The 21183-nt window shown below is 67.4% G+C and carries 13 protein-coding genes and 4 pseudogenes; 7 read left to right on the top strand and 10 right to left on the bottom strand.

Translation table 11 applies throughout. From position 1 onward, the window contains the following. Window positions 1-925: 925 nt before the first annotated feature. A pseudogene (locus RLT59_RS37750) lies at window positions 926-2923 on the top strand (Helicase associated domain protein); the annotation flags it as partial. Between the two features lie 281 nt (window positions 2924-3204). Here the strand turns inward: RLT59_RS37750 and RLT59_RS37745 are convergent. Both RLT59_RS37745 and RLT59_RS37740 read right to left on the bottom strand, forming a co-directional pair. After that, window positions 3205-3567 carry a hypothetical protein gene (locus tag RLT59_RS37745; RefSeq protein WP_311307557.1) on the bottom strand — a complete coding sequence of 121 codons (363 nt, stop codon included), beginning with the start codon at window positions 3565-3567 and terminating at the stop codon, window positions 3205-3207. Next, entirely contained in the window at window positions 3552-9875 is a 6324-nt protein-coding gene (locus RLT59_RS37740) for a DNRLRE domain-containing protein (protein WP_399127042.1), read from the bottom strand. The genes RLT59_RS37745 and RLT59_RS37740 overlap by 16 nt, the downstream gene beginning before the upstream one ends. Before the next feature lie 265 nt (window positions 9876-10140). Here RLT59_RS37740 and RLT59_RS37735 point away from each other — a divergent pair, with 265 nt between their 5' ends. After that, complete coding sequence (locus tag RLT59_RS37735; protein ID WP_311307556.1) at window positions 10141-11433, top strand: IS256 family transposase; 1293 nt, start codon at window positions 10141-10143, stop codon at window positions 11431-11433. A 98-nt stretch (window positions 11434-11531) separates the two neighbouring features. On the opposite strand, the gene RLT59_RS37730 is transcribed toward RLT59_RS37735, so the two are convergent. Together RLT59_RS37730 and RLT59_RS37725 are read right to left on the bottom strand one after the other, a co-directional pair. Further along, complete coding sequence (locus tag RLT59_RS37730) at window positions 11532-12119, bottom strand: SMI1/KNR4 family protein (protein WP_311307555.1); 588 nt, start codon at window positions 12117-12119, stop codon at window positions 11532-11534. A gap of 27 nt (window positions 12120-12146) precedes the next feature. After that, complete coding sequence (locus RLT59_RS37725; protein WP_311307554.1) at window positions 12147-12665, bottom strand: hypothetical protein; 519 nt, start codon at window positions 12663-12665, stop codon at window positions 12147-12149. Between RLT59_RS37725 and RLT59_RS37720 the strand changes: the two genes are divergently transcribed. The 4 genes and pseudogenes from RLT59_RS37720 (at window position 12664) to RLT59_RS37700 (ending at window position 15466) form a co-directional block, all read left to right on the top strand. Beyond that, a complete protein-coding gene (locus RLT59_RS37720) occupies window positions 12664-13269 on the top strand; it encodes a hypothetical protein (protein WP_311307553.1) in 606 nt (201 codons plus the stop codon). The two genes, RLT59_RS37725 and RLT59_RS37720, sit on opposite strands and share 2 nt — an antisense overlap. Before the next feature lie 204 nt (window positions 13270-13473). Next, the gene (locus RLT59_RS37715; protein ID WP_311307552.1) at window positions 13474-13824 is read left to right on the top strand and encodes a G protein-coupled receptor family protein; all 351 of its coding nucleotides are present in this window, start codon (window positions 13474-13476) and stop codon (window positions 13822-13824) included. Window positions 13825-14663: 839 nt separating this feature from the next. Continuing rightward, a pseudogene (locus tag RLT59_RS37705) lies at window positions 14664-14804 on the top strand (DUF6328 family protein); the annotation flags it as partial. 113 nt (window positions 14805-14917) lie between these two features. Further along, window positions 14918-15466, top strand: coding sequence for a hypothetical protein (locus RLT59_RS37700; protein WP_311307551.1), 549 nt, complete (start codon window positions 14918-14920; stop codon window positions 15464-15466). Here the strand turns inward: RLT59_RS37700 and RLT59_RS37695 are convergent. Then, window positions 15423-16214, bottom strand: coding sequence for an IS5 family transposase (locus RLT59_RS37695; protein ID WP_311304303.1), 792 nt, complete (start codon window positions 16212-16214; stop codon window positions 15423-15425). The genes RLT59_RS37700 and RLT59_RS37695 overlap by 44 nt on opposite strands. 262 nt (window positions 16215-16476) lie before the next feature. Between RLT59_RS37695 and RLT59_RS37690 the strand changes: the two are divergent. Next, window positions 16477-16869, top strand: a pseudogene (locus RLT59_RS37690) (DUF6328 family protein); the annotation flags it as partial. On the opposite strand, the pseudogene RLT59_RS37685 reads toward RLT59_RS37690, so the two are convergent. The 5 genes and pseudogenes from RLT59_RS37685 to RLT59_RS37665 form a co-directional block, all read right to left on the bottom strand. Further along, window positions 16822-17108 (bottom strand): annotated as a pseudogene (locus tag RLT59_RS37685) (NAD-dependent protein deacetylase 1); the annotation flags it as partial. The pseudogenes RLT59_RS37690 and RLT59_RS37685 overlap by 48 nt on opposite strands. A gap of 181 nt (window positions 17109-17289) precedes the next feature. Beyond that, the gene (locus RLT59_RS37680; protein ID WP_311307550.1) at window positions 17290-17907 is read right to left on the bottom strand and encodes a hypothetical protein; all 618 of its coding nucleotides are present in this window, start codon (window positions 17905-17907) and stop codon (window positions 17290-17292) included. Then, complete coding sequence (locus RLT59_RS37675) at window positions 17904-18113, bottom strand: sigma factor-like helix-turn-helix DNA-binding protein (RefSeq protein ID WP_311307549.1); 210 nt, start codon at window positions 18111-18113, stop codon at window positions 17904-17906. Before RLT59_RS37675 ends, RLT59_RS37680 begins: the two co-directional genes overlap by 4 nt. A 667-nt stretch (window positions 18114-18780) precedes the next feature. Next, window positions 18781-19962, bottom strand: coding sequence for an acyl-CoA dehydrogenase family protein (locus RLT59_RS37670; RefSeq protein ID WP_311307548.1), 1182 nt, complete (start codon window positions 19960-19962; stop codon window positions 18781-18783). A 278-nt stretch (window positions 19963-20240) separates the two neighbouring features. Beyond that, on the bottom strand, window positions 20241-21182 hold the full coding sequence (locus RLT59_RS37665) for a TauD/TfdA dioxygenase family protein (RefSeq protein ID WP_311307547.1): 942 nt from the start codon (window positions 21180-21182) through the stop codon (window positions 20241-20243). Window position 21183: the final 1 nt, after the last annotated feature.

Below are 21183 nucleotides of genomic sequence, written 5' to 3'. Positions count from 1 at the left end.
TCATCGCTGCGCGATGGGAAGTGAACCGGCTGCTTCGCAGCCCGGCCGAAGTGATGGAAGCCGCTTCGCGGCTTTCTGATTTCCGCTTCGCTCCAATCCACGGGCCTCCGCTTCGCTCCAGCCCGAACAGCGGGGCGGGTCCGCTTCGCTCCCCCACCCGGGTTCCGGCTCCGCCGGAACGGCTGGCTACAGGGTGACGGTGCATCACCGCTGGTCTGTGTAGCATCCCGAGAACACATCTACCCCCGAGCCATGACACCCCATCACCCTGGACCGAGTGCCGGCCCCGGACCTGAGGGTGCGGATTCCGCTTCGCTCCACCCGCACCAGACAGACCATCACCCCTGCTCGGGGCGACTCCATCGCCAGGACGAGATCGCCTGAAACTCCCTCTGGTGAACACCGATCCGCTACGATGATACCCGTGCATCAACCTCACATGCGTCACATCATGCATCATCGATGTGCTGTGTAGTATCCCGAACAGATTGCCACTGCCTTTGATGGCCGACCGTTCATTCCTGGATTCTCGGAGATCCGATATGGCGAGTGCAGAGAGATTCACGCTCCGACCTCACCAGATCGAAGCTGTGGATGCTGTCGTGCGCGGGCTTGATATCCCGCGACCGGCCGCAACACCTCAGCATCCGCCGCAGCCCCCACCAACACGCCCCCCACCACAACGGGCACCTGCAGCCCACCAAAAACGATCAACAAGGAGACTACTCCATTGGAGCCTTCAGCCTGATGACCAGCCAATTCTCAACCACTGACCAACTGCCCTCACCTCACTGTCCAGCCCCAACACCTCCGACCGCCACCCCGGACACCCCACAAAACAACGCCGAACGGCCCACTCAACCGCATCCACCACCCGGACACTGAAACGAGAACCACACCAGACAAGAACGCGAGAACGCCCAGCCAGGAGGCGGAGATCGCGTCCATGGCCGATGACCCGGAGGGCACGTACGGCGCGTGGCTCGCGGAGCTGGGGCTCTCGGAGGCGATCGAGCGGGAGATCCTCGCCGGGTTCGAGATCGACGTGCTGGAGATCCGGGATCCCTCGCCGATTCTCGGGGAGTCCGAAGAGGCGCGGCGGGGCCGGCGCCTGGCGCTTCTGCAGACCGCGCTCCTGGAGCACGCCGCGGCGTACAACCTGCGTACGGTCATGACGTTCCACCAGAAGGTCGAAGAGGCCCGCGCGTTCGCGGACAAGCTCCCCGAGACGGCCACCGAGCTGTACCTGAACGACACGTCCGACGCCGACCTGGCTGCTGCCGACGCGTTGCCGAAGTCCTCCATCGACGCGGAGTTCTACGAGCTGGAGGCCGGCCGCCACGTACCCCCGGACCGCGTGTGGTCGGCCTGGCTGTGCGGCGACCACCTCGTGTCCGAGCGGCGCGAGGCCCTGCGCCAGTTCGCCAACGGGATCAACGCCACCGGGCACCGGGTGCACCGCGCGTTCCTCGCCAGCGTTCGCGTCCTCGGTGAGGGCGTCGACATCACCGGCGAGCGGGGAGTCGAGGCGGTCTGCTTCGCGGACACCCGCGGCTCGCAGGTGGAGATCGTGCAGAACATCGGCCGGGCGCTCCGGCTCAACAAGGACGGCTCCACCAAGGTCGCCAGGATCATCGTGCCGGTGTTCCTGGAGCCCAACGAGGACCCCACCGACATGGTCGCCAGCGCCAGCTTCCGCCCCCTTGTGGCGGTCCTCCAGGGCCTGCGCAGTCATGATGAGCGACTTGTTGAGCAGCTCGCTTCCCGCGCGCTCACCAGCGGGAAGCGCAAGGTCCACGTCCGGCGTGACGAGGACGGGCAGATCGTCGGGACCGTCGGCGGCGAGGGTGACGGCGAGGACCAGGAGGACGACGACACCCAGGCTGCCGCCGAAGCCGCCCTGCTCCACTTCTCCAGCCCCCGCGACGCCGCGACCATCGCGGCCTTCCTCCGGACCCGGGTCTACCGGCCGGAGTCCCTGGTGTGGCTGGAGGGCTACCAGGCCCTCATCCGCTGGCGGGCGGAGAACGAGATCACCGGCGTCCACGCCGTCCCGTATGACGTCGAGACCGAGGTCGGCGTCACGAAGGACTTCCCCCTCGGGCGATGGGTGCACCAGCAGCGCAAGGCCCTGCGCGCCGGCGAACTCGAGGAACGGCGCAAGACCCTGCTGGACGCGCCGGAGGCCGGGATGGTCTGGGAGCCCGGCGAGGAAGCCTGGGAGAACAAGCTCGCCGCGCTCCGCTCCTACCGGCGGGCCACGGGGCACCTCGCACCCCGGCAGGACGCCGTGTGGGGCGAGGGCGAGGCGATGGTGCCGGTCGGGCAGCATCTCGCGAACCTGCGCCGGAAGGGCGGCCTGGGGAAGGACGCGGGGCGGGCGGAGGAGCGCGCCAAGCAGCTGACGGCGATCGACCCGGACTGGGACTGCCCTTGGCCGCTGGACTGGCAGCGCCACTACCGCGTCCTCGCGGACCTGGTCGACGCCGACGGCGTCCTGCCCTACATCGCGCCGGGCGTCATCTTCGAGGGCGATGACGTGGGCAAGTGGCGGTGGCGGCAGCAGGAGCCGGGCACGTGGGCGCAGCTGTCGACCGAACAGCGGGAACGGCTGGCCAAGCTGGGCATCAAGGGCGCTGAGACCCCGCCTCCCGCCCCGGCGACGACGTCCGCGACGAAGGGCCCGAGCAAGGCGCAGCAGGCGTTCCAGCGGGGCCTGGCGGCTCTCGCTCAGTGGGTGGAACGGGAGGGCGCGGACCGGCCGGTGCCGCGCGGCCACGGCGAAGAGATCGCGGTCGACGGCGAGGCGGAGCCGGTGGCCGTGAAGCTGGGCGTATGGATTTCGAACATGCGTTCCAGGCGTGACAGGCTCACTGCCGATCAGCTCTCCGCTCTCGCCGCCCTGGGCGTGGACTGGGCGTGACACCGGCTACTGAGGCCGCCCCGGACAACCTCTGACCGCTTCCCGCACAGCCCCGGGCTCAAGTTGGAGGCGCGGGGCTCGGCGTTGTGGCCGTGACGCTCGACGTTCGCAGGTCAGGGGTGCGACCTGGACTCTCCTGCTGCCTTCACGAGATACAGACGTGCGGACCGGCCGACAGCTGCCGGCCTGTGAGCCCTCGCAGCGGTTATCCACAACTGCGGCCAATTCTACGAGTGGGGCCGCCGGCCGGAAGCTTGCTCCGGCCGGCGGCCCCAGGTAGGTCAGTCGGACTGCGCCGGACGTCGGAACAGTGACCGGATCACGGAGCCTCTACGCCGCCGTTTGTGCCATTCGCTGCGGATGTCGAAGATCTCTTTTTCCAGCGCCTCGTCTTCCGAGTCGGCGGCCCATTCCACCGCCATCTCCTCGACGAGTCGAGGTGCGCCCTCGTCTTCGGCCCAGAAGTCGTCGTGCGCAAGCTCGTCGGATTTCCCGGTTCTCGGGTCTTTACTGATGTAGAAGGCCCATGAGCCATTGATCTCCGCAGCGAGTAGCAGGTACAACCCGGCGTACTCCCCTGCGGTGATACGACCGATCCTGCCGTCCTGTGGCCAGGACGAGCGGTCTATCAGTACCGACCCCACCGCGAAATCCTTACGTGGTTGATGTGGAAGTTGAAGTAGTTGTGGTGGTTCTTCGCTCCCCAGGTGAGGTTCGAGGACCTGCCGAACTTACCCTTCCGGGCAGCTGACCGGTAGGAGTACTTGCCCCGCGACCACATCCTGGCACCATTGTTGGCCACCCCTCGTACGGCGCCACGGCCGGTCCACATTCGGCCCGCGAGCCAGGAGGTGGCACGCGTGGCCCGGATGCTGCCGCGAGCATAATTAATCTTGTGGGCCAGGCGTGCCACCCGCACCACCCGGTAGGCGCGATAGGCCCAGGCTGCAGCACCCAGTCCCGGGACGAAACTAGCCGCAGTCAGCGCGATGTCCCACTTGTATTTCTTGACGAATCGCTTGGTGCTCTTCCATGCCTTGCGCCAGCTCCACTTGCCGTCGAGGTCGAAGCGGTTGACCGGGTCTGCGTGTACGTAGTCGTAGGCGTTGGCATTTCCGCCGTAGACCGGGTCGGTGGACAGAAAGCGCCCGGTGGTCGGGTTGTACAGACGCACGCCCATCAGCGTGAGTCCGGTGAGGGTTTCAGCGGATCGTTGTTTGCCGCCGAGCCAGCTGTAGCGGGCAGGGGCCTGCCCGTCGCGCGGGTTGCCGTACTCGTCGCTGTCCAGGGCGACGGGCGCCTTGGATGTGGCCAGCGGTAGCTGAAGGGCGACATCACCGTGGATGTTGGTGAGCTGCAGGACGACGTCGCCGGTCTTGCTGGTGGTCGCCGCGAGGTCACCGGCGGCGGAGTCGACGTTGCGGGTGAGTGTGCCGGTGGCGGTGTCCTCGACGATCCAGCGGGGGTTGTCGCCGTCGCCGTCGTAGTGGTTGAGCTTGGACCCGGTCTGCGTCCAGGTGGTGCCGTTGCCGGTTTCGGTCTTCCAGGAACGGAAGCGGTGGGTGGCGTCGAGCTGCCAGGTCTGCCGCTTGCCGTTCGCGGTCTGCTGGTAGGCGAGGTCGTTGGCGAAGTAGCCGACGGTCCCGTGTGTGGGCAGAGCGGTGGTGCGTCCGAACGCGTCGTAGGTGTTGCCGGTGTCGGTGAGGCGGTCTGCGCTGTCGTAGGTGGAGGTTTTGGTGGTGCCCGCGGTGGTGGGGCAGTCGGTCCCCGGTGCTGCGGTGGCTGTGCCGAGGGAGGTCCGGTTGGTCCGCTGGTCGAAGCCGTAGGTACGGCGGGTGCAGACGGTGTCTGCGGTGTCCTGCACCGTGGTGAGCCGGCCGACCGCGTCGTAGCCGTAGCTCTGGTCGGACCAGCCTGCGTGGGTGGTGACCTGGCCGTGCACGGACTCGGTCACGGTGTCGGAGACCAGGACGGTGCCGTCGCTGTCACGGGTGTAGGTGCGGTCGGTCGCCGACCCTGTGGTGTCCTCGGTTTGGGTGAGGGTGTATCCGCCGGGCAGTTTCTCGGACGCGACGGATCCGTCGGCGTCGTAGGCGGCGGTGAAGACCCCGGCGACGGAGTCGGTGGTCTTCGTTACCAGGCCACGCGGTTCGGCGGCGTGGTCGTAGGTGAAGGTGACGGTCGACGGGCTGTTGTCGGTGCTCTTGACCGGGCGGTCGAGCCGATCGTATTCGGTGGTGGTCACTCCACCGTCGGCGTCGGTGTAGGAGATCTGTCGGCCGAGCTTGTCGAACGCCTCTGTGATCGTCCCGCCGGTCGGCGAGGTTGTCTTGATGGTCTTGCCGCTCGCCGGGTCGTACTCGATGGTGCTGTCGGGCACGGCCTGGCCCAGGCCTCCGGTGACGCTCTCGGTGACCGGACGGCCGGCGCTGTCATAGCTGGTGGAGGTGGTGCGGGTAACGCCGTTAGCGACGTCGGTCACCTTGACCGCGTTGCCCCACCAGTCGTACTCCGTGGTGGTGGTCGGCAACGCGGTGGGATTGGCTCCCCCGCCGGTGATCGCGCCAGCAGGGCCGACGGAACAGACCAGGTCGGCCCATTCGGGCCGTCCGGCGCAGGCGCCGGTACCCGTGGCGGACCAGTAGGTGGTCACACGAGCGGCGGCGTCAGAACCGGTGGAGCCGGGCGGAACTTCTTTGGTGACCCGGCTCTGGGCGTCGTACTCGGTCGAGGTGGTGATCGCCAGACCTGCCGGGTCCTGGACCGTTTTGGTGGCCACGCCCTTAGCCCAGTCGAATGCGGTCTGGTTTACCCGGGTGTCCCCTTGCACGCCCGGGTGCTCGCGTACCTGGGCCCCGGTCGTGACCTTGGTGACCTGGTCCTTGACTGTGGCGCTGCCGTCGGTCGGGCGTCCGGAATCGTATGCGTTGACCGTCCAGCTACGAGCGGTCACGGGGCTTCCGGCGGCCACCAAGGTGGTGGCGCCGGACTTGAGATCCGCGGTCAGGTCGGTTCGGCGCAACGGGCCGAACTCCTCCAGTTCCCGTGTGCCGTCCTCGTTGTAGACCGAGCGGGTGGCCAGCAGCTCGGCTCGTTCGGCCGAGGTCATCTGCCCGATGCCGAGTTCGGCTTGTGTCGCCTTGTCGGCGGGTGTAGTGCCCAGTGCGACGGAGCGGTTGGCTGCCGACAGTTCACGGACGGTGTTGCCATGGCGGTCGGATTCGCTGGTGGTGACGTGTCCGCCGGGGGTGAGGCTGTTGACCTCGCGGCCGGATATGCCCAGGTAAGTGACGCCTGCCCGGGTGTAGGAACCGGTGCCGAGGCTATCGCCGGAGTTGCCGGCTGGTGTCGCGTCGGCGGGGAAGACTGCGGTGGCGTCGGTGGGGACGTCCGCCTGCCCCCAGGTGGCGACATTCGCGGCGGCCATCTGGTACGGGGCGTTGGCCCCGCTGAGTGGAACGTCGTAGACGACGGTGGTGGCGGCCTCACCCTCGACGGTGTCGGCGGTGCCCTGCTTCAGGCCAGGACGGGAGGCCTTGAGCAGCATACCGTCACCGGCTGAACTGCTGGATCCGGCCTTGCCGTAGGTGAAGTTCCACGGCAGTTCGCCGGGAGCCGTTACCTGGGTGACGCGGCCCACTCCGTCGTAGGCGTATTCCGTCTTGAGCGAGGGAGAGATCTGCGGATGCCACGACTGACGGAGCCGTCCCGACTCGTCATAGAGGTACATCCTGACCGACTTGCTGGTCGCCGCGGCCGCGCCGGGAGCGGTGGACCACAGCCGAATCTCCTTCACCTGTCCGGTGATCTCGCCAAGGGCACTGCTGGTGGCGGTGGTCGAGGTGGCGTAGACGAACTCCAGGGCGCGGCAGCCCTTAGTCGCCGGATCCCCGGTACAGGCGGCGACTGTGGCGCCGGAACTCGGGGCGATGACCCGCTTAGGGCGGGCCAGCTTCTTGCCGTCGACGGTCACCGTTTCGGAGACGACGGTGGTGGTGGAGTTCGCCAGGCCGTCCAGCAGCGTAGAGGAGACCTGCCAGGTGGAGGCGGCGGCGTCGGGCTTGGTGAAGGCGGTGACCGCCCCGTCGGTATCGGAGAGCGTGAAACTCCCGCTCACACTGCCCTTGAGGGTGAGATCTTCGGCACCGGGTTCTGGGATCCACCCGGTCTTGGCAGCGTTGGCGGTGAAGTGCAGTTCGCTGTCGTCAGCGGTGATGACTACGACGGCGGTCGCGGACGTCTGGCGCAGGTGGCTGTAGTCCGAGTCGGTCAGCTCCGCCGCCGTGCCGGTCGTCCACTCCTTGCCGAAGATGGCGGCCTGTCCCTCCTGCTTCGCACCGGCGTCGGGGGTCCGGGAGGACGCCGTACGGTTCACGGACAGGCCGAGGTACGAGGCATCGCTCTCGGAGAGCGTGTAGTCGCCAGTGAGCAGGTTCAGCGAGCCAGGACCGATCTCATCGGACGCCGCGCCGTCCGCATTGCGGTCGACGACGATCGTCAGTGGCTGGGTGCTGCCTGCGGCACTGTTGGGGCCGGTGAAGTCAGCCTTGATCTGTACGGTGCCGTCGGGGTCGACCGTGCTGGTGGCGTTCCAGGCCAGCGTGGAGTTCTTGCCGCCGCTGAGAGCTACCGGCCAAGCGGTCAAGGCGGTGCCGCCAGAGGTGACATCACCGGCGGGGATCTTCACCCACGGGTCGGCCTCCGAACGGCGCCAGAAGAAGGAGACACTGTCGTACTTGGCTGCGTCGGCCTCGGCGACCAGTGGCACACGGCGGGCAGTTCGCTCGCCCTCGCTCGGCTGGATGAACCCGCCGGGGCCCGCGTGGAAGGTGTACTCGATCGCCTCGGACTTGTTGTCGGCCTTGTCGACGGAGCGCACCTGAAGGGTGTGGGTGCCGTCGCGGGCGGGTGCGATCGAGATGGGCTTGTCGCCGGCGGCGCCGTTGGTGGTGACCTTGGTCCAGGTGACGCCGTCCAGTGACCATTCGAGCCAGTTGTGGTCGGCGGCCGGCGGGGTGACGGTGAAGGTGCCGGCCTGGCCGGTGCCCTTGACCCAGGCGTTGGTCGGGTAGTCGGTGGAGACGATCTTCGTGGGGGCCGAGGGGGCGGCGGTGTCGACGGTGAAGGTCTTCCAGGCGGACCAGCCCACGTTGTAGTGGGCGCCGTCGTAGGGGTTGGTGCGGAACTTGTACGTCTTGCCGTTGGTCAGCACACCGGCGGGGACCTTGACCGAGGCGACCTGGCCGGAGGGCACGTAGGGGGAGACGATGACGTCGCCGACCTGGGTGTTGGTGGCGTTGTCGAAGATCTGGAAGGTGCCGTTGACCTTGTCGCCGTTGGAGTCGACGAACGTGTCACGCAAGGTCGGGGTGAGGGTGTTGACGGTGTAGGCGCCGCCGTAGGAGAAGTACGGCGGACCGGCCTCCTGCTTCGTGCCCGTGCGAGGCCGGTAGTTATAGGTGACGACCAGCTTGGGCGGGTTGGCTGCGTTGTTGGCGGAGTTGATCCGCTTCCACTGGGCGGTGTTCGTCTCGCTGGTGGCTCGCAGGCCCATGCCGGAGGTGGCGTTCTTCGCCGAGGCCCATTCCTGGGCCAGGTCGGTGACGTCGGCGTTGATCCAGCCGTCGGGGGCTGCGGTGCAGGAGGGGTTGCCCTTGGTCTCCGTGGAGGTGGCCTTCTTCGCCGTCCAGGCGGGCTGCGAGGTCCACCGGGAGGCTGTGGAGGCCTTGCCGGCGGACCACACCTCCCAGGACTGGGCCGTGCAGGTGGTGTTGCCGGAGTGGAAGTTGAACAGGCTCAGCTTCGCATCCGAGACCAGGGCGTCGGAGATCGGGGCGGTGTTCCAGGTGATGAAGGAACGCGCGGTGCGCGGGGTGCCGTCACCGTTGGTCGTGCCGGGGTGACCGAGGTCCAGTTCGGTGTCGGCGGACCAGTCGACGGTTTCGCCCTGCTGGACGTAGGTGTCGAAAACGTTGCCCAGGGCGGAAGTGGAGGGATCCACCGTCACTGGGTACACCGTGTCGGGGTCGGCGAGGAACTTCGCGTCCGGGGTGAGGACCAGGTCGACCGAGCCCTTGTGCTGGACGACCTTCATGCCGACCTTGGCCCGGTTGACATGCTCGCCGGAGACCTTGTCGACCTTCGCGTCCCACATGAGCGGGGCGGGCATAACCGCCCGCTTCTTGTTCTTCCGGTCTGTGAACAGCAGGCTTCCGTCCGCCTGCTGCTTGACCTTCAGGCCCTTGGCCTTCAGCGGCAGCGTGTACGTGTAGCCGGCGGAGGCGGGGCTCTTCTGGATTTCGACGAACTGCTCGTAGCCGGTGCGTGTCGCCTCGACGATCACGTCCGCGCCGGGGACTGCCTCGGCGTAGGTGGCGCGGGTGCCGTCGAGCTTCGGCGTGGGCAGGCCGCCCTTCCACTGCAGCGTGATCTGCTCATCCCCCTCACCGAGGGTCACCAGATCCGTGGCTTTGGAACTCTGCGCGGACTTGAGCGATGTGGCGCGGGTGCCGGTCTTGCCCGCGAGCTCGAGCCCCTGGGGGTGAGCCTTGGGCGAGATCGAGCCGTCGGAGTCACGGACGAGGTCGAGGTCGACACCCTTCCACTCACCGGTGACTTCGTCCTCGAACCGCATCGGGCCGGCGGTGAGCTCGGTGGTGAGCGAACCGTTCTTGTTGGCCCAGGTCGTTGAAGTCTCCGTACGCTCGGAGAGGGCCTCGACGCGCTTGCCAGAGAGCCTCGCGGCCACCCGGGCGGAAGGGATGTCCGCAGCCTGAGTCGCCGCCGGCTTCTTCGGGGCGCTGTCCACCCGGGGGGCGTCGGCGAACGCGGTACTCGTCCCGTCAACGAGCGTCACCGCCAGGGCAAGAGCGATACCGCCCGCGATGTAGCGCAGGCTCGCCCCCGACCAGGGGCGGCCGCGCTCTTCTGGCGCGGGTATGTGAAGCGTCATCATTCCTCGGTCTCTTGCAGTGCGCATGCCACTCATGTGGTGCAGACATGAAGATAACGAGGAGAGGAAGGTCACAAGCCGTGGCAATCACGCCCAAATCGAAGGATTGCCGCTCGCAAACCTAGCGTGAGCTACGCCACTAACAAGACGTCAAAAATATTCATCTGCCCCTGCTTTCGCTTTGTACACCTCCTGTTCGGCGTGACGTCGGGTTCGCGGGACTGTAAAACGTTCGGTGTTACTCCCGATCATGGAAGATGCATCGATGACCAGCAACAATGTGACCGAGGCCGAGACTGTCGAGCCGTCTGAGCCGGTGCCGCCGAAGTCTGTGGATGACCGGCTGATCGACGAGCTCGTGGGCCGGGCTCAGGCCGAGGGCCTGCAGCTGACCGGCGAGGGCGGGCTGCTCCAGCAGCTGACGAAGCGACTCCTGGAGTCCGCTCTCGAGGGTGAGATCACCGACCACCTCGGCTATGACAAGCACGATCCTGCCGGGAAGAACGGCGGCAACAGCCGCAACGGGACCCGAGCCAAGACCGTGCTGACCGACGTCGGCCCGGTGGAGATAACCGTGCCCCGCGACCGCGAGGGTTCCTTCGAGCCGAAGATCGTCAAGAAGCGCCAGAAGCGCCTTTCCGGCGTCGACGAGATGGTCATCTCGCTCGCCGTGAAGGGCCTGACGACCGGTGAGGTCCAGGCCCACCTGTCCGAGGTCTATGGCGCCGAGGTGTCCCGTCAGACGATCTCCACGATCACCGACAAGGTCCTCGAAGGCATGGCCGAATGGCAGAACCGGCCCCTGGACTCAGTCGATCCGGTGGTCTTCATCGACGCTATCCACGTGAAGATCCGCGACGGCGCCGTGGCGAACCGGCCCATCTACGTTGCCCTGGCCGTCACGGCCGAGGGCCGGCGGGACATTCTCGGGCTGTGGGCCGGCGACGGCGGCGAGGGTGCCAAACACTGGATGCACATCCTCACCGAGATCAAGAACCGCGGAGTGAACGACGTCCTCATGCCCGTCCGCGACGGGCTCAAGGGCCTGCCCGAGGCAGTCGAGGCCGTCTGGCCCCGCACCACCGTCCAGACCTGCGTGGTCCACCTGCTGCGGAACTCCTTCCGCTATGCAGCCCGCCAGGACCGGGACAAGATCGCCAAGGTACTCAAGCCCGTCTACACCGCGGCGACCGAGGAGGCCGCACTCGAGCGGTTCGCGGAGTTCGCCGACACGTGGGGCAAGAAGTATCCAGCGATCGTCCGGCTCTGGGAGAACGCCTGGGAGGAGTTCACTCCCTTCCTCCGCTTCGACACCGAGATCCGACGCATCGTCTGCACCACCAACGCGATCGAGTCCGTGAACGCGCGGATCCGACGGGCGGTGAAAGCCCGCGGCCACTTCCCGAACGAGCAGGCCGCCCTGAAGCGCGTCTACATGGCGATCATGTCGCTGGACCCGACCGGCAAGGGCCAGGCCCGCTGGACCATGCGCTGGAAGACAGCCTTGAACGCCTTCGACATCACCTTCGACGGCCGACTCTCCGCAGCACGCCAGTAACCCTCAACAACCCTCAACAACCCGAGTTACACCGCTCGTTTGACAGACCCGCCCAAGCTCGGGTTCTGGCGCACTTTCCGTGGAGTAGTTACGGGCAGTCAGATTTTCGGGGCCATGCGATGACGGTCTGGATGGGCACGGAGTCGAGGTGAAGTGAGTTCGAGGGCCCGGTTGTCGAGTCCGGCGCTCATATGGTTGAGCCAGCGTTCATACCAGTCGAGGAAGTCGGTGGCGGAGGAGACGTTGGGGCCCCAAAACCCGTCGCTGTTGCCAATCAGGACGCGACCGGTGAGGGGACCGGTCACTGCGATGAGGCATACGTCGGTGCAGCCCATCTCGATAACGCGGAGGAAGAGGTCGCCTTCGTGATCCCCGGGTCCTGCGTCGTCGAAGCCACGGGGTGTTCCTGGCTCTCCGCACGGATTCATGACCAGCAGGCAACATTGACCCAGCGGCATGAGGCCGTAGAACGGCGCCGCGCCAGAGCCGCCGATGTGCGTGAGGAACTGCCGATAGGCGCCGGGGAGGACGATGTTGTGCTCGGCCTCAAACGCAGTGACGCGTGTTTCCGCCAGCTTCGGACCAAGGCAGAACTGGTGTTGCTCTTCACCGAAGGAGTGGCTGCGCAGTGGTTGGAACGGGATCGCTGCCAGCTTGCGACGCAGGCGGGGTATGCGGGGATCCATAGTGCATCTTCTCTCGTCCCCGTCACCCTATGGGTGGGTGTGGTCAGCTGGCCAGGAGAACTCTTTTCCGCAGGAGAGCGAAGCCGGCCCGGCCGAACATCTGCCGATCCACTGCGGAAGTCGTTCGCCCTGGCGCTCGGTGAGCATCTGAGCGAAGGACCTGACGTGACCGGCAAGGGCGTCGAATTCGGGGCAGTTGACCAAGGCCGTCTTGAGCCGGAGTTGTTCGATCTCGGTGAGGAATTCTGGGCGGCTGAGAATCCATGTGGTCACCAGGCGGGGCGCCGGTGGCTGTGCGGTGATCGGTCCGGGTGAGGTGCGCTTCTTCCTGATGTAGGCGCTGACGATCCCGTAGCTGCCTTGTAGCCGAGCGGGACGATCTCCTTGCAGAAGCTTCCAGGCATTGGTTGCGCCCTCGTTCCAGCTTTCGTCGAGGTAGGGCTTGTAGTCGTCCAAAGCGGAGGTCCGGTTGTATTGCCATTGCCCGTGGAAGAGGTCTTCGGGCCTGGCGGCGTTGGCGAGGCTTTTGACGGTGCGGTGGGTCATGCGGAGCTGGCGGTCGATGGAGCGGCGGCTGTGGCCGGCGTCCAGTATCGCGTGGACGGTGGCGTGCCTGGCCCGGATGCGGTTGGCGAACCAGTCGCTCTTCGGGAAGTGGCCGGCGACGCACCGCAACGCGGTGTGGGAGGGCGATCACAAGCATGTGCCTGTCGAGGTCGATGTGGCGGGTGAGCTGGTCACGCCGTGGGGCACCTGGTTCATCGGCTGCGCCACCAAGGCGATCACCGGGGTGGCGGTCACCGCGCACGCTCCGAGCAGGGAAGCGGTGCTGGCGTCGTCCTTTGCCCCGCCTCTGACGTCTGAGGCGTTTGTGGGGCTGCTGCTGGACTGGGTGACCTCGTGGAGCAGCCGCCAGGTCACCCGTCCGCACTCAACGGGAGAGCTCCCCCTCCAGGCGTGGCAGGCCGGCTCGACACCGCTCACGGACGTGTCCACGGGGCAGCTGGCGACGTTCGCTCTGGAGGACAACGGGCGCACGTACACGATCAGCACGTCCGGGGTGCGGTGGCGCCGGCGCGACTACCTCGCTCACACCACGATGCCGAACCATCACCGACAAGGACCCGCAGATCATCAGGCCGCGGAGTAAAGCACGTCCGCGTACGCGTGAGCAGCCCAGCACCGGGCAGCACTGGCGATGATCTGCTCCACCGTCCGCGTGCCCACGCCTTTCCAGCAACTGTCGGTGGTTGTGCTTCGTCCCACTCGCTGTGGTCCGGCAGAGGGTTACTCAGGACAACCTAGGTACTCGCACCCAAGCGGAGCGCGATACCTACTGCCTGACATCCCGAACATGAGTTCCGATGAGCAGATAGCCGGATCGAGCGAACAGGTGGCGGCGCAGCAGGAGTCGACGGGGACGACGGCACTTGTACTGGGCGCTGCGGCTGTATCGATGATGGCCTGCCCCTTTCTTCCCCCTCCGGTCCCGATATGGTTCCGCCTTCTGCCCGTGTATTTCATCGTGCCCGTGGGGATCTCTGCGGTCGTCTCAGGCATCATCGCTCTGCGCAGGATGCGGTGCCGGGAGGAAGCCAATCGCTTCCGGGCGCGGGCGGGTGTCGTGCTCGGCGCCGCGGCTGTCCTGATTCCGCTGACTGTGATCGTTTGGGCGATCTGGGCGCTGAGCCAGGCATACAAGTAGTCGGCGGCCCGGGGCCAGTTGCGTGCTCAGCGCTTGAGGCCACCGACGCGGTAGAGGAATTCGGCACCGCGCCACCACAACCCCCCGAAGCCCCGCTCGGCTGCGAGGGCCACGCCTCCAACCCGCATCGAGACGAGCTGCACCAGGCACCGGGTCCATCCCGCCATCTGCAGGGAGGGCCGCCCGAACGTCAAAAGGCCTGGGCAAACTCCGCTATGTCGTCGAGCGGCTCTTCGCCTTGCTTCACCACTTGAAACGCCTCGCCATCCGCTGGGGACGCCGCGCCGAACTCCACGATTCCTTCGTCTCCCTGACCTGCAGCCATATCTGCTGGAGACGCCTCGGGAGGGCCCGCGCATGTCGACCTATTCAGCATCGCGCCTGCGGCGGGCTTCCGTGACGGTGAAGTGCGCCGGCCGTAGTTGGCGTGGAGGCGAATCCGATGGTCGGAGACGCGCTCCCGGATGCGGCCTTCCACGCCCAGTAGCAGCTCGTCGCAGGCCTCGATCCTTAGCCATTGCAGAAGGACGGACGAGCATGCCCAGTCGGCCCACACTGGTCAGCGAATTCCTCAGCCGCCCATCGCAAAGCCTGCGGCATGCCCTCTGGTGCTCTGATGAGAGTCAGAGCAGCGGTGAGGTACGGGCCACGAATCTCCCTGTGCCCCACGCACGCGCACCTTGCAGGTTCGTTCGGGTTCCGGCCCTGATGAGGGCGTAGCCGAATCCACTGGGGGCACACGTGTGCCAATGAGAGGAGGCGACATGAAGTCATTGGACTCCGCGCCCTCGGACAGCGAGAACGGCAGACCGCGGGCGCCCGGCACGGGCGTCCGCGGTCTGGGGCGTGAGAAGGACAGAGGTTCGGAGAAGCCTTCGTGGGAGGACCCCAGGGAGCGGGTCAACCGCCGGTGGAACGAGATCCTTCAGGAGACACGGGTCGCGCAGACCGGCATCCAGATCCTCTTCGGCTTCCTTCTCAGACGCTGTTGTCTTTCCGAGTCTGACGACTGTGTTTTCGCTGGTCAGGGGTAGGGGCGGCGTCGGTGTGGGAGTGATGGGGTGTCGTTTCGTCGCTCTCGTGGAGGCCGTGGATGCCGTCGGTTGTCGGACTGCTGGAACAGCACGAGCTTGCCGCTCGTCGTCGTGTGGACGGGCTGCGTGAGGAAGCGGACCGCATCCAGGCCGAGCTCGCGGTGGCCGAGCAGGAGTGGTCGGAGTGGACGATCGCCCGCGAGCGTGTCGGTGCGGTGCTGTCCGCGCCGGGCGGTGACTCAGCCGGCGTGGGCGCCATTGACGTGCCGGAGGGTGTTGTGACGGGAACCGAGGTGGAGGCGTCTGCACCTCTGGTGGTGAAGGCGAGGTCGCAGGTTCCGATGTGGCGCGAGGGGCTGGCCGGGACGGCACTGTCGGTGGACTACCAGCGCATCCTGGCCGCGATCGAGGATCGGGGCCGTCTCGGTCAAGGGCCGCTGACCTGTCAGGAGATGGCCACTGCGTTCGGCCTGGACGTGGTGCCTGCCAAGGTGGAGGGGCTGCGGTCGAAGGCGAAACGCCTGGTCGCGCGGGGCTGGCTGGCCGAGTCGGCACCGGGCCGGTTCACCCTCGCGCAGAGCGTGAGCGGGCCAGGCGGCGGGTCATGATCATGGTCATCGACCAGTAGATCATCGCCTCGGCGCTGCTAATGGATCGTTCGAAGTCACGCACCAGACGGCGGCTTCGCATCAGGTGGGCGAAGAGCCGCTCGACGATCCACCGCTTGGGCAGCACCACGAAGCCGCGCATGTCGTCGCTCCGCTTGACGATCGCCAGGACCAGCGCGAGCGCGGCCAGGCAGTGCTTGACGAGGCTGCCGGTGTAGCCGCCGTCGGCCCAGACGAGTTCCAGCCGGTGGTGAGCGTCGGTCACCCGCTCAAGCAGCACCTTCGCGGCGGCGCGGTCGCCGATGTCCGCCGCGGTGACCATCACGCCCAGCAGCAGGCCGAGGGTGTCGACCACCACGTGCCGTTTGCGGCCGTTGATCAGCTTGCCGCCGTCGAAGCCGCGGCTGTCGGCGCCGACGACGGCGTCCGCCTTGACGGACTGCGAGTCGATCACGCCGGCCGTCGGTTCCGCATCTCGCCCCGACTCCTCGCGGACCCGGCCGCGCAGCCGGTCGTGGAACTCTCTGACCAGCGCGTGGTCGCGCCAGCGGCGGAAGAACGCATAGACCCGGTCCCACGGCGGGAAGTCGGCCGGCATGGCCCGCCACTTGATCCCGTTGTCGACCAGATAGCGGATCGCGTCCAGCATCGCCCGGTGGCAGTACGCCTCCGGCTGCCCGCCCCGACCTCGCAGCCAGCCCGGCACCGGCAGCAGCGGCCGGACCACGGCCCACTCCGCGTCCGTCATGTCCGAGGGATACCGCCGAACACGCTCCGGATGGTCGGCCGCATTCCCGAACCGGTGAGCGACACAATCACACGACAGAGCAGCCGAGTTGAACTCCACCGGCGCGAGCACGTACAACTGCGGCAACAGGGTCTCCTGGATCTCGGTTGGCTTCGCAACCCCGAGCTACCAAGAGGCCCTGCCTTCATGCCCGCAGCCGGCCACGGTCACCCGATCGAGACTCCCGTTCGACGCCCACCCCGCACGATCGGAACGACAACAGCTACTAAGCGTCGCCTTCACTCAGCGATTCGAACGCCTGGGAGATTTCGATCACCGTGTCTACGTGGTCACCGTCGTACTCGGAGCCGCCGCCATCGGAGCGCTCATAGCGCCAGTCGCGCTGCACCGGTTCCTCTCGGGGTCCCAGATGAAGGACGAAGTGGTCGTCATCGCGGGCCGGTTCATGGTGTGCGGCATGGTGTTGCTCGCGCTCACCATCGGGTGCACACTTCTGCTCCTGCTGCACACCGTCCTCACCGACACTCTGGCGGAGTTGCTCGTCGGAGCCGTCATGGTGTGGTTCGGCGCAGCGTGGTTCTTGCTGCCGCTCGTCCTCAAGCTCCGCTCAGCCCGCCGCGCCAGCGACGGGGAGAGGGGCAGGGACGCCAAGTAGGTCTGCGACAGCGGTGGGGGCCGGACAGAGCGGCGGAGTGATGCCGGTGACGGTGTGCCCGCCGCCCCCGGGTCGACTCCCGGTTGACGCTCAGCACCCGGCTTCCCCGCCTGGGTCAGCTGGCGGACGAACCGGAGACCGGACATCATTATCAGTGAGGAGCCGAGAACGAGCAGCGAGGCCGTTTCACGTACCGGTGCGCGGCAGTGCTCGACCCGTTGCGGGGGTACAGCCTCTCCGGGCGGGAGCTCATGGAACCGCCCTCGGTCGCACCCACCATCTCGGTTACCTTACTGAGCGTCAGTTCTGCTACGACTTGGCCTGCTACTCCCCTGCTTCGGGGCGAGAGGGGCTGCAGTACTTCGTGGCACAGTGGTGGGCCAGCAGTTCCTGACTCTGTCATCGTTTGGGATTCGCGGGTCAGCGGAAGTCAGTCGGGCAGTCAGCGTCGGTTACGCCTGGCAGCGTGCGGATGATCCGGTCTCGCGTCGCTGGGATTTCCTGTCCCCGGAAGGAGAAAGTGGTGGCGATCTGGTCATGGTTCGAGGGAATCACCATGAGCACATGGTTGCCCTGGCCATAGGCTTCTTCCGGGTCTCGCTGGGTGGGATCGGCCAGGACGAAGGTGGCTGTGTCGAGTCCCGTCCTGGGCTTCAGCCATTGGTCCACCGACATGGTCACCCGCACATGCGACTTGCCTGCTGGGCCGACACCTTGCAGCGTTCCCTCGACGATGGTTTTCGAGCACGCCAGGAGCTCGGGGAATGTCTGTCCGCGGGTCGTCCCGTCGGCAGCGGGAGCGGAGGAGCCGCCGCTCGTTGCCATCGCCACCCCAATGACGAGAGCGGCCGCGCCGGCAGCTCCCGCGGCCAAGAGGGCCGCTCGTCCCCTTCTCCGTTCCGGCCGGGAGTGCACGAATCTCCGGCGTACCGCGTCCTGCCCGGATTCTTCGGCGGACTCCGGGCCGGCCGCCTCTTCACCGATGAGCGCGGACGCCCGGCGAAGCTGGTTCTCCTCGTCCTCAGTCGGTCGAGTCATCGTGGATCACCTTCGTCTCGCTGAGTTGCGTGCGCAGTGCGTGTACAGCCGTATGCAGACGGCTGTAGAAGGCCGTAGAAGGCTTTTGACCGTGCCTTCGGTATGCCCATCACCTCAGCGATGGAACGCACCGTCAGGTCGGAGTAGCAGCGCAGGGTCAGCAGTTGTCGTTGCTGGGCAGGCAGGCGGGCGAGACCAGCGGCCACCGACAGTGCGAGGGTTCGCTCTTCGTCCTCCTGCTCCGCCGCCGGTTGCCTCGCCCAGCGGGCGGCGAGGCATTCCCGCAGGCAGTCCGGTGCGACGCGGGATGCTACGACGCTGCTCCGCGCGGACGGATTGCGGACCGCTGTGCTTCCAGGATCAGCCTGTTGCTCCAGAAGCGTTCAGGGAGAGGCGGCCCCGGAGAGATGCGCTCTCCGGGGCGCCGTGCGTGCCCGGTGACGGGCCTGGCTTTCTCCCAGGCGAGCCGTGACGTACGGGTGCCCTGGGTCGGCCTGGGGCTGACCGGAGAGTCCCATCCCTCGGTGGTTGTCCGTGTTTCCGTCGGTCAGTTGCCGCCCCACGGCACTGTAGGCCCAGGTGCTCCGGGCAGGGCGGGGTGCGGTCGGCAGCATCGTGGCGGCGTTGGCGCCGTCGAAGTTGTTGCTCAGCGCCGTCACCGTCCAGTACGCGTGGGGGGCACCGATACGAACTTTGCTGATCAATGCCGCCTGTTCGCGGCGGACTTCGCCGGCTTCCGGGCGCCCCATGCTCCGGGGGCAGGGCGCAGCCACGGCGATCCGGCTCGGCCGCCGCCCCTGCCCGACGACGGCGTCAGCCCTGGTGCCCTCAAGCCCCAGCCGCCCGGCCATGGGTGCCCTCTCGCCCTGCGACTCAGACGAATGCGCCGAGTCCGGTGACCGCGCGCCCTGTGATGAGTGTGTTGATCTCCCTGGTCCCCTCGTACGAGTAGAGCGCCTCCGCGTCGGCGACGAAGCGGCCGATGCTGTAGTCGAGCACGATCCCGTTGCCGGCCAGGAGCTCGCGCCCCCAGCCGACGACCTCGCGCATGCGCGTCGTGCAGTGGGCCTTCGCCATCGCCGAATGCTCGTCGCGGAAGGTGCCCGCGTCTTCCAGCTGGGCGAGCCGCACGACCATCCCGAGGCAGGAGGTGGCGTCGCTCAACATGCGTACCAGCAGGTCCTGGACCAGCTGGAAGCGGGCGACCGGCCCGCCGAACTGCTCGCGTTCGCGCGTGTAGTCCAGGGCGATGCGGTATGCCGCCAGCATCACGCCCACGGCTTCCCAGGCCACACCGCTCCGGGTGTGCCGCAGGACATCCGCGGTGTCACGGAAGCCGTGGGCCTCCTGGAGCCTGTTCTCCTCGGGGACTCGGCAGTCCTTGAGGACGATGTCGGCGTTCTCCACTGTTCGCAAGGCGATCTTGTTCTCGATGATGCTCGCTGAGAACCCGGGCGTCGAGCTGTCGACAACGAAGCCGAGTACGCCACCCTCGCCGCCGTCCTCCCGGGCCCAGACGACCACGAAATCGGCGAAGGTGGCATTGCCGATCCATCGCTTCTCGCCGTTGAGCACCCAGGTGTCGCCGTCACGCCTGGCGGTGGTCCGCAGACCCGCCGCGACATCGGACCCGCCCTGCGGTTCGGTCAGTGCGAACGCCCCGATCTTCTCCATCCGTCCCATCGCGGGCAGCCAGCGGCTGCGCTGCTCGGCGGAACCGCAGCGGGCGATACTGCCCATGGCCAGTCCGGCGTGCACGCCGTAGAACGTGGCCATCGAGGCGTCGACGCGGGCCATCTCCATCGCGATGAAGCCGCTGAGCAGGCTGCTCGCCGTGCTGGTACCGCGCTCCTCGAAGGCCAGGCCGGCAATGCCCAACTCCCCGTAACGCGGGATCAAGTGGTGCGGGAAGGACGCCTTGCCCCACCAGGTGTCCGCATGCGGGGCCACCTCCTCGCGCAGGAACTCCCGGACGCGGTGGAGTGTCTTGCGCTCCCCGTCGTCCAGCAGCTCCTCGAATCGGTAAAGGTCCTCTTCCAGCATGCCGTCAGCCATCTGTCCGCCCTCACGCCGCGTAATGGGTCGAGCTCTTCCGCTGCCCGACCGCCTACCCGGTGATCCACCAGAAATACGCGCAGGTGGTCACGGCGCCGGCCAGGCACCGTACCCGACCCGACAGCAGACACCCATCAGGCACGGTCCGAGGTGACGCCGCGCCGGACTCGGCCTCGGGGGACGTTCCGGAGCCGTGCCCGGACGCTTCCGGACGGCTTCCGGACGGCTTCCGGACGGCTTCCGGAGAGCGGCTCGCGGGCGTTGCTGACGAACGGCTCTCAGTACGGGCGGTCGCCGGCGATGGCGACGCGTTCGGCCACCCGGCGGTGCGGGGCGTAGTCGTTGACCGCGTAGTGCTGGGTGGCCCGGTTGTCCCAGAACGCGACATCACCCGCGCGCCAGCTGAACCTGACCTGGAACTCCGGGGCATGGGCCTGCTGGAACAGCAGCCGCAGCAGGCGGTCGCTCTCCTCCCTGGAGAAGCCCACGATCCGGGTGGTGAACGAGGCGTTGACGAAGAGGGTCCGGCGCCCCGTACCGGGGTGGCGCCGCACCACCGGGTGTTCCACCGGCGGGAACTCCTCCTGGTGCGGCGCCAGCCGGTCCGCCGGGTAGAAGCGGGAGAACCCGGGAATGAAGTCGTGCACGGCCCTCGCGCCCTCGATGCGCTCCTTCACCTCCAGCGGCAGGTTGTCGTAGGCGGCGGCCATGTCCGCCCACAGGGTGTCGCCGCCGACAGGGGGCACCTCGCGCAGTTGGAGGACCGCCCCGAGGGCCGGGCGCTCGCGGAAGGTCACATCGGCGTGCCAGATGTTTTCGAACGTCGGTACGGCCGTCCGGTCCAGGCGGACGACCTCGGGGTCGTCACCGCTGGCGAGCAGCGGGTTGGTCTCCAGCTCCCCCCAGTGCCCGGCGAAGTCACGCTGCTGCCGGGAGGTGAGGTGCTGGTCGCGGAAGAACAGCACCTTCCACTCAAGCAGCGCCCTGTCGAGCTCCGCGCGCAGAGCCGGGCCGACGGGCCGCGACAGGTCGAGGCCGTGGATCTCCGCGCCGAGGACCCGCCCCAACGGGATTACGGTGAACAGGTCGTAGGGGCGGTCGGTCCATCCCTCGGGCACCCGCCGCAGAGTGCGCGGGCCTTCGTAGAGTCCGTCGGCGGGGACGCGGTGGTCGCGCAGGGCGGGCGGGGTGCCGGTCGGGGTCTCGATGGCGGCGGTCATG

Source organism: Streptomyces sp. ITFR-6 (genome assembly GCF_031844725.1).
Classification (GTDB): domain Bacteria; phylum Actinomycetota; class Actinomycetes; order Streptomycetales; family Streptomycetaceae; genus Streptomyces.
This window is presented reverse-complemented; position numbering and strand designations above follow the sequence as displayed.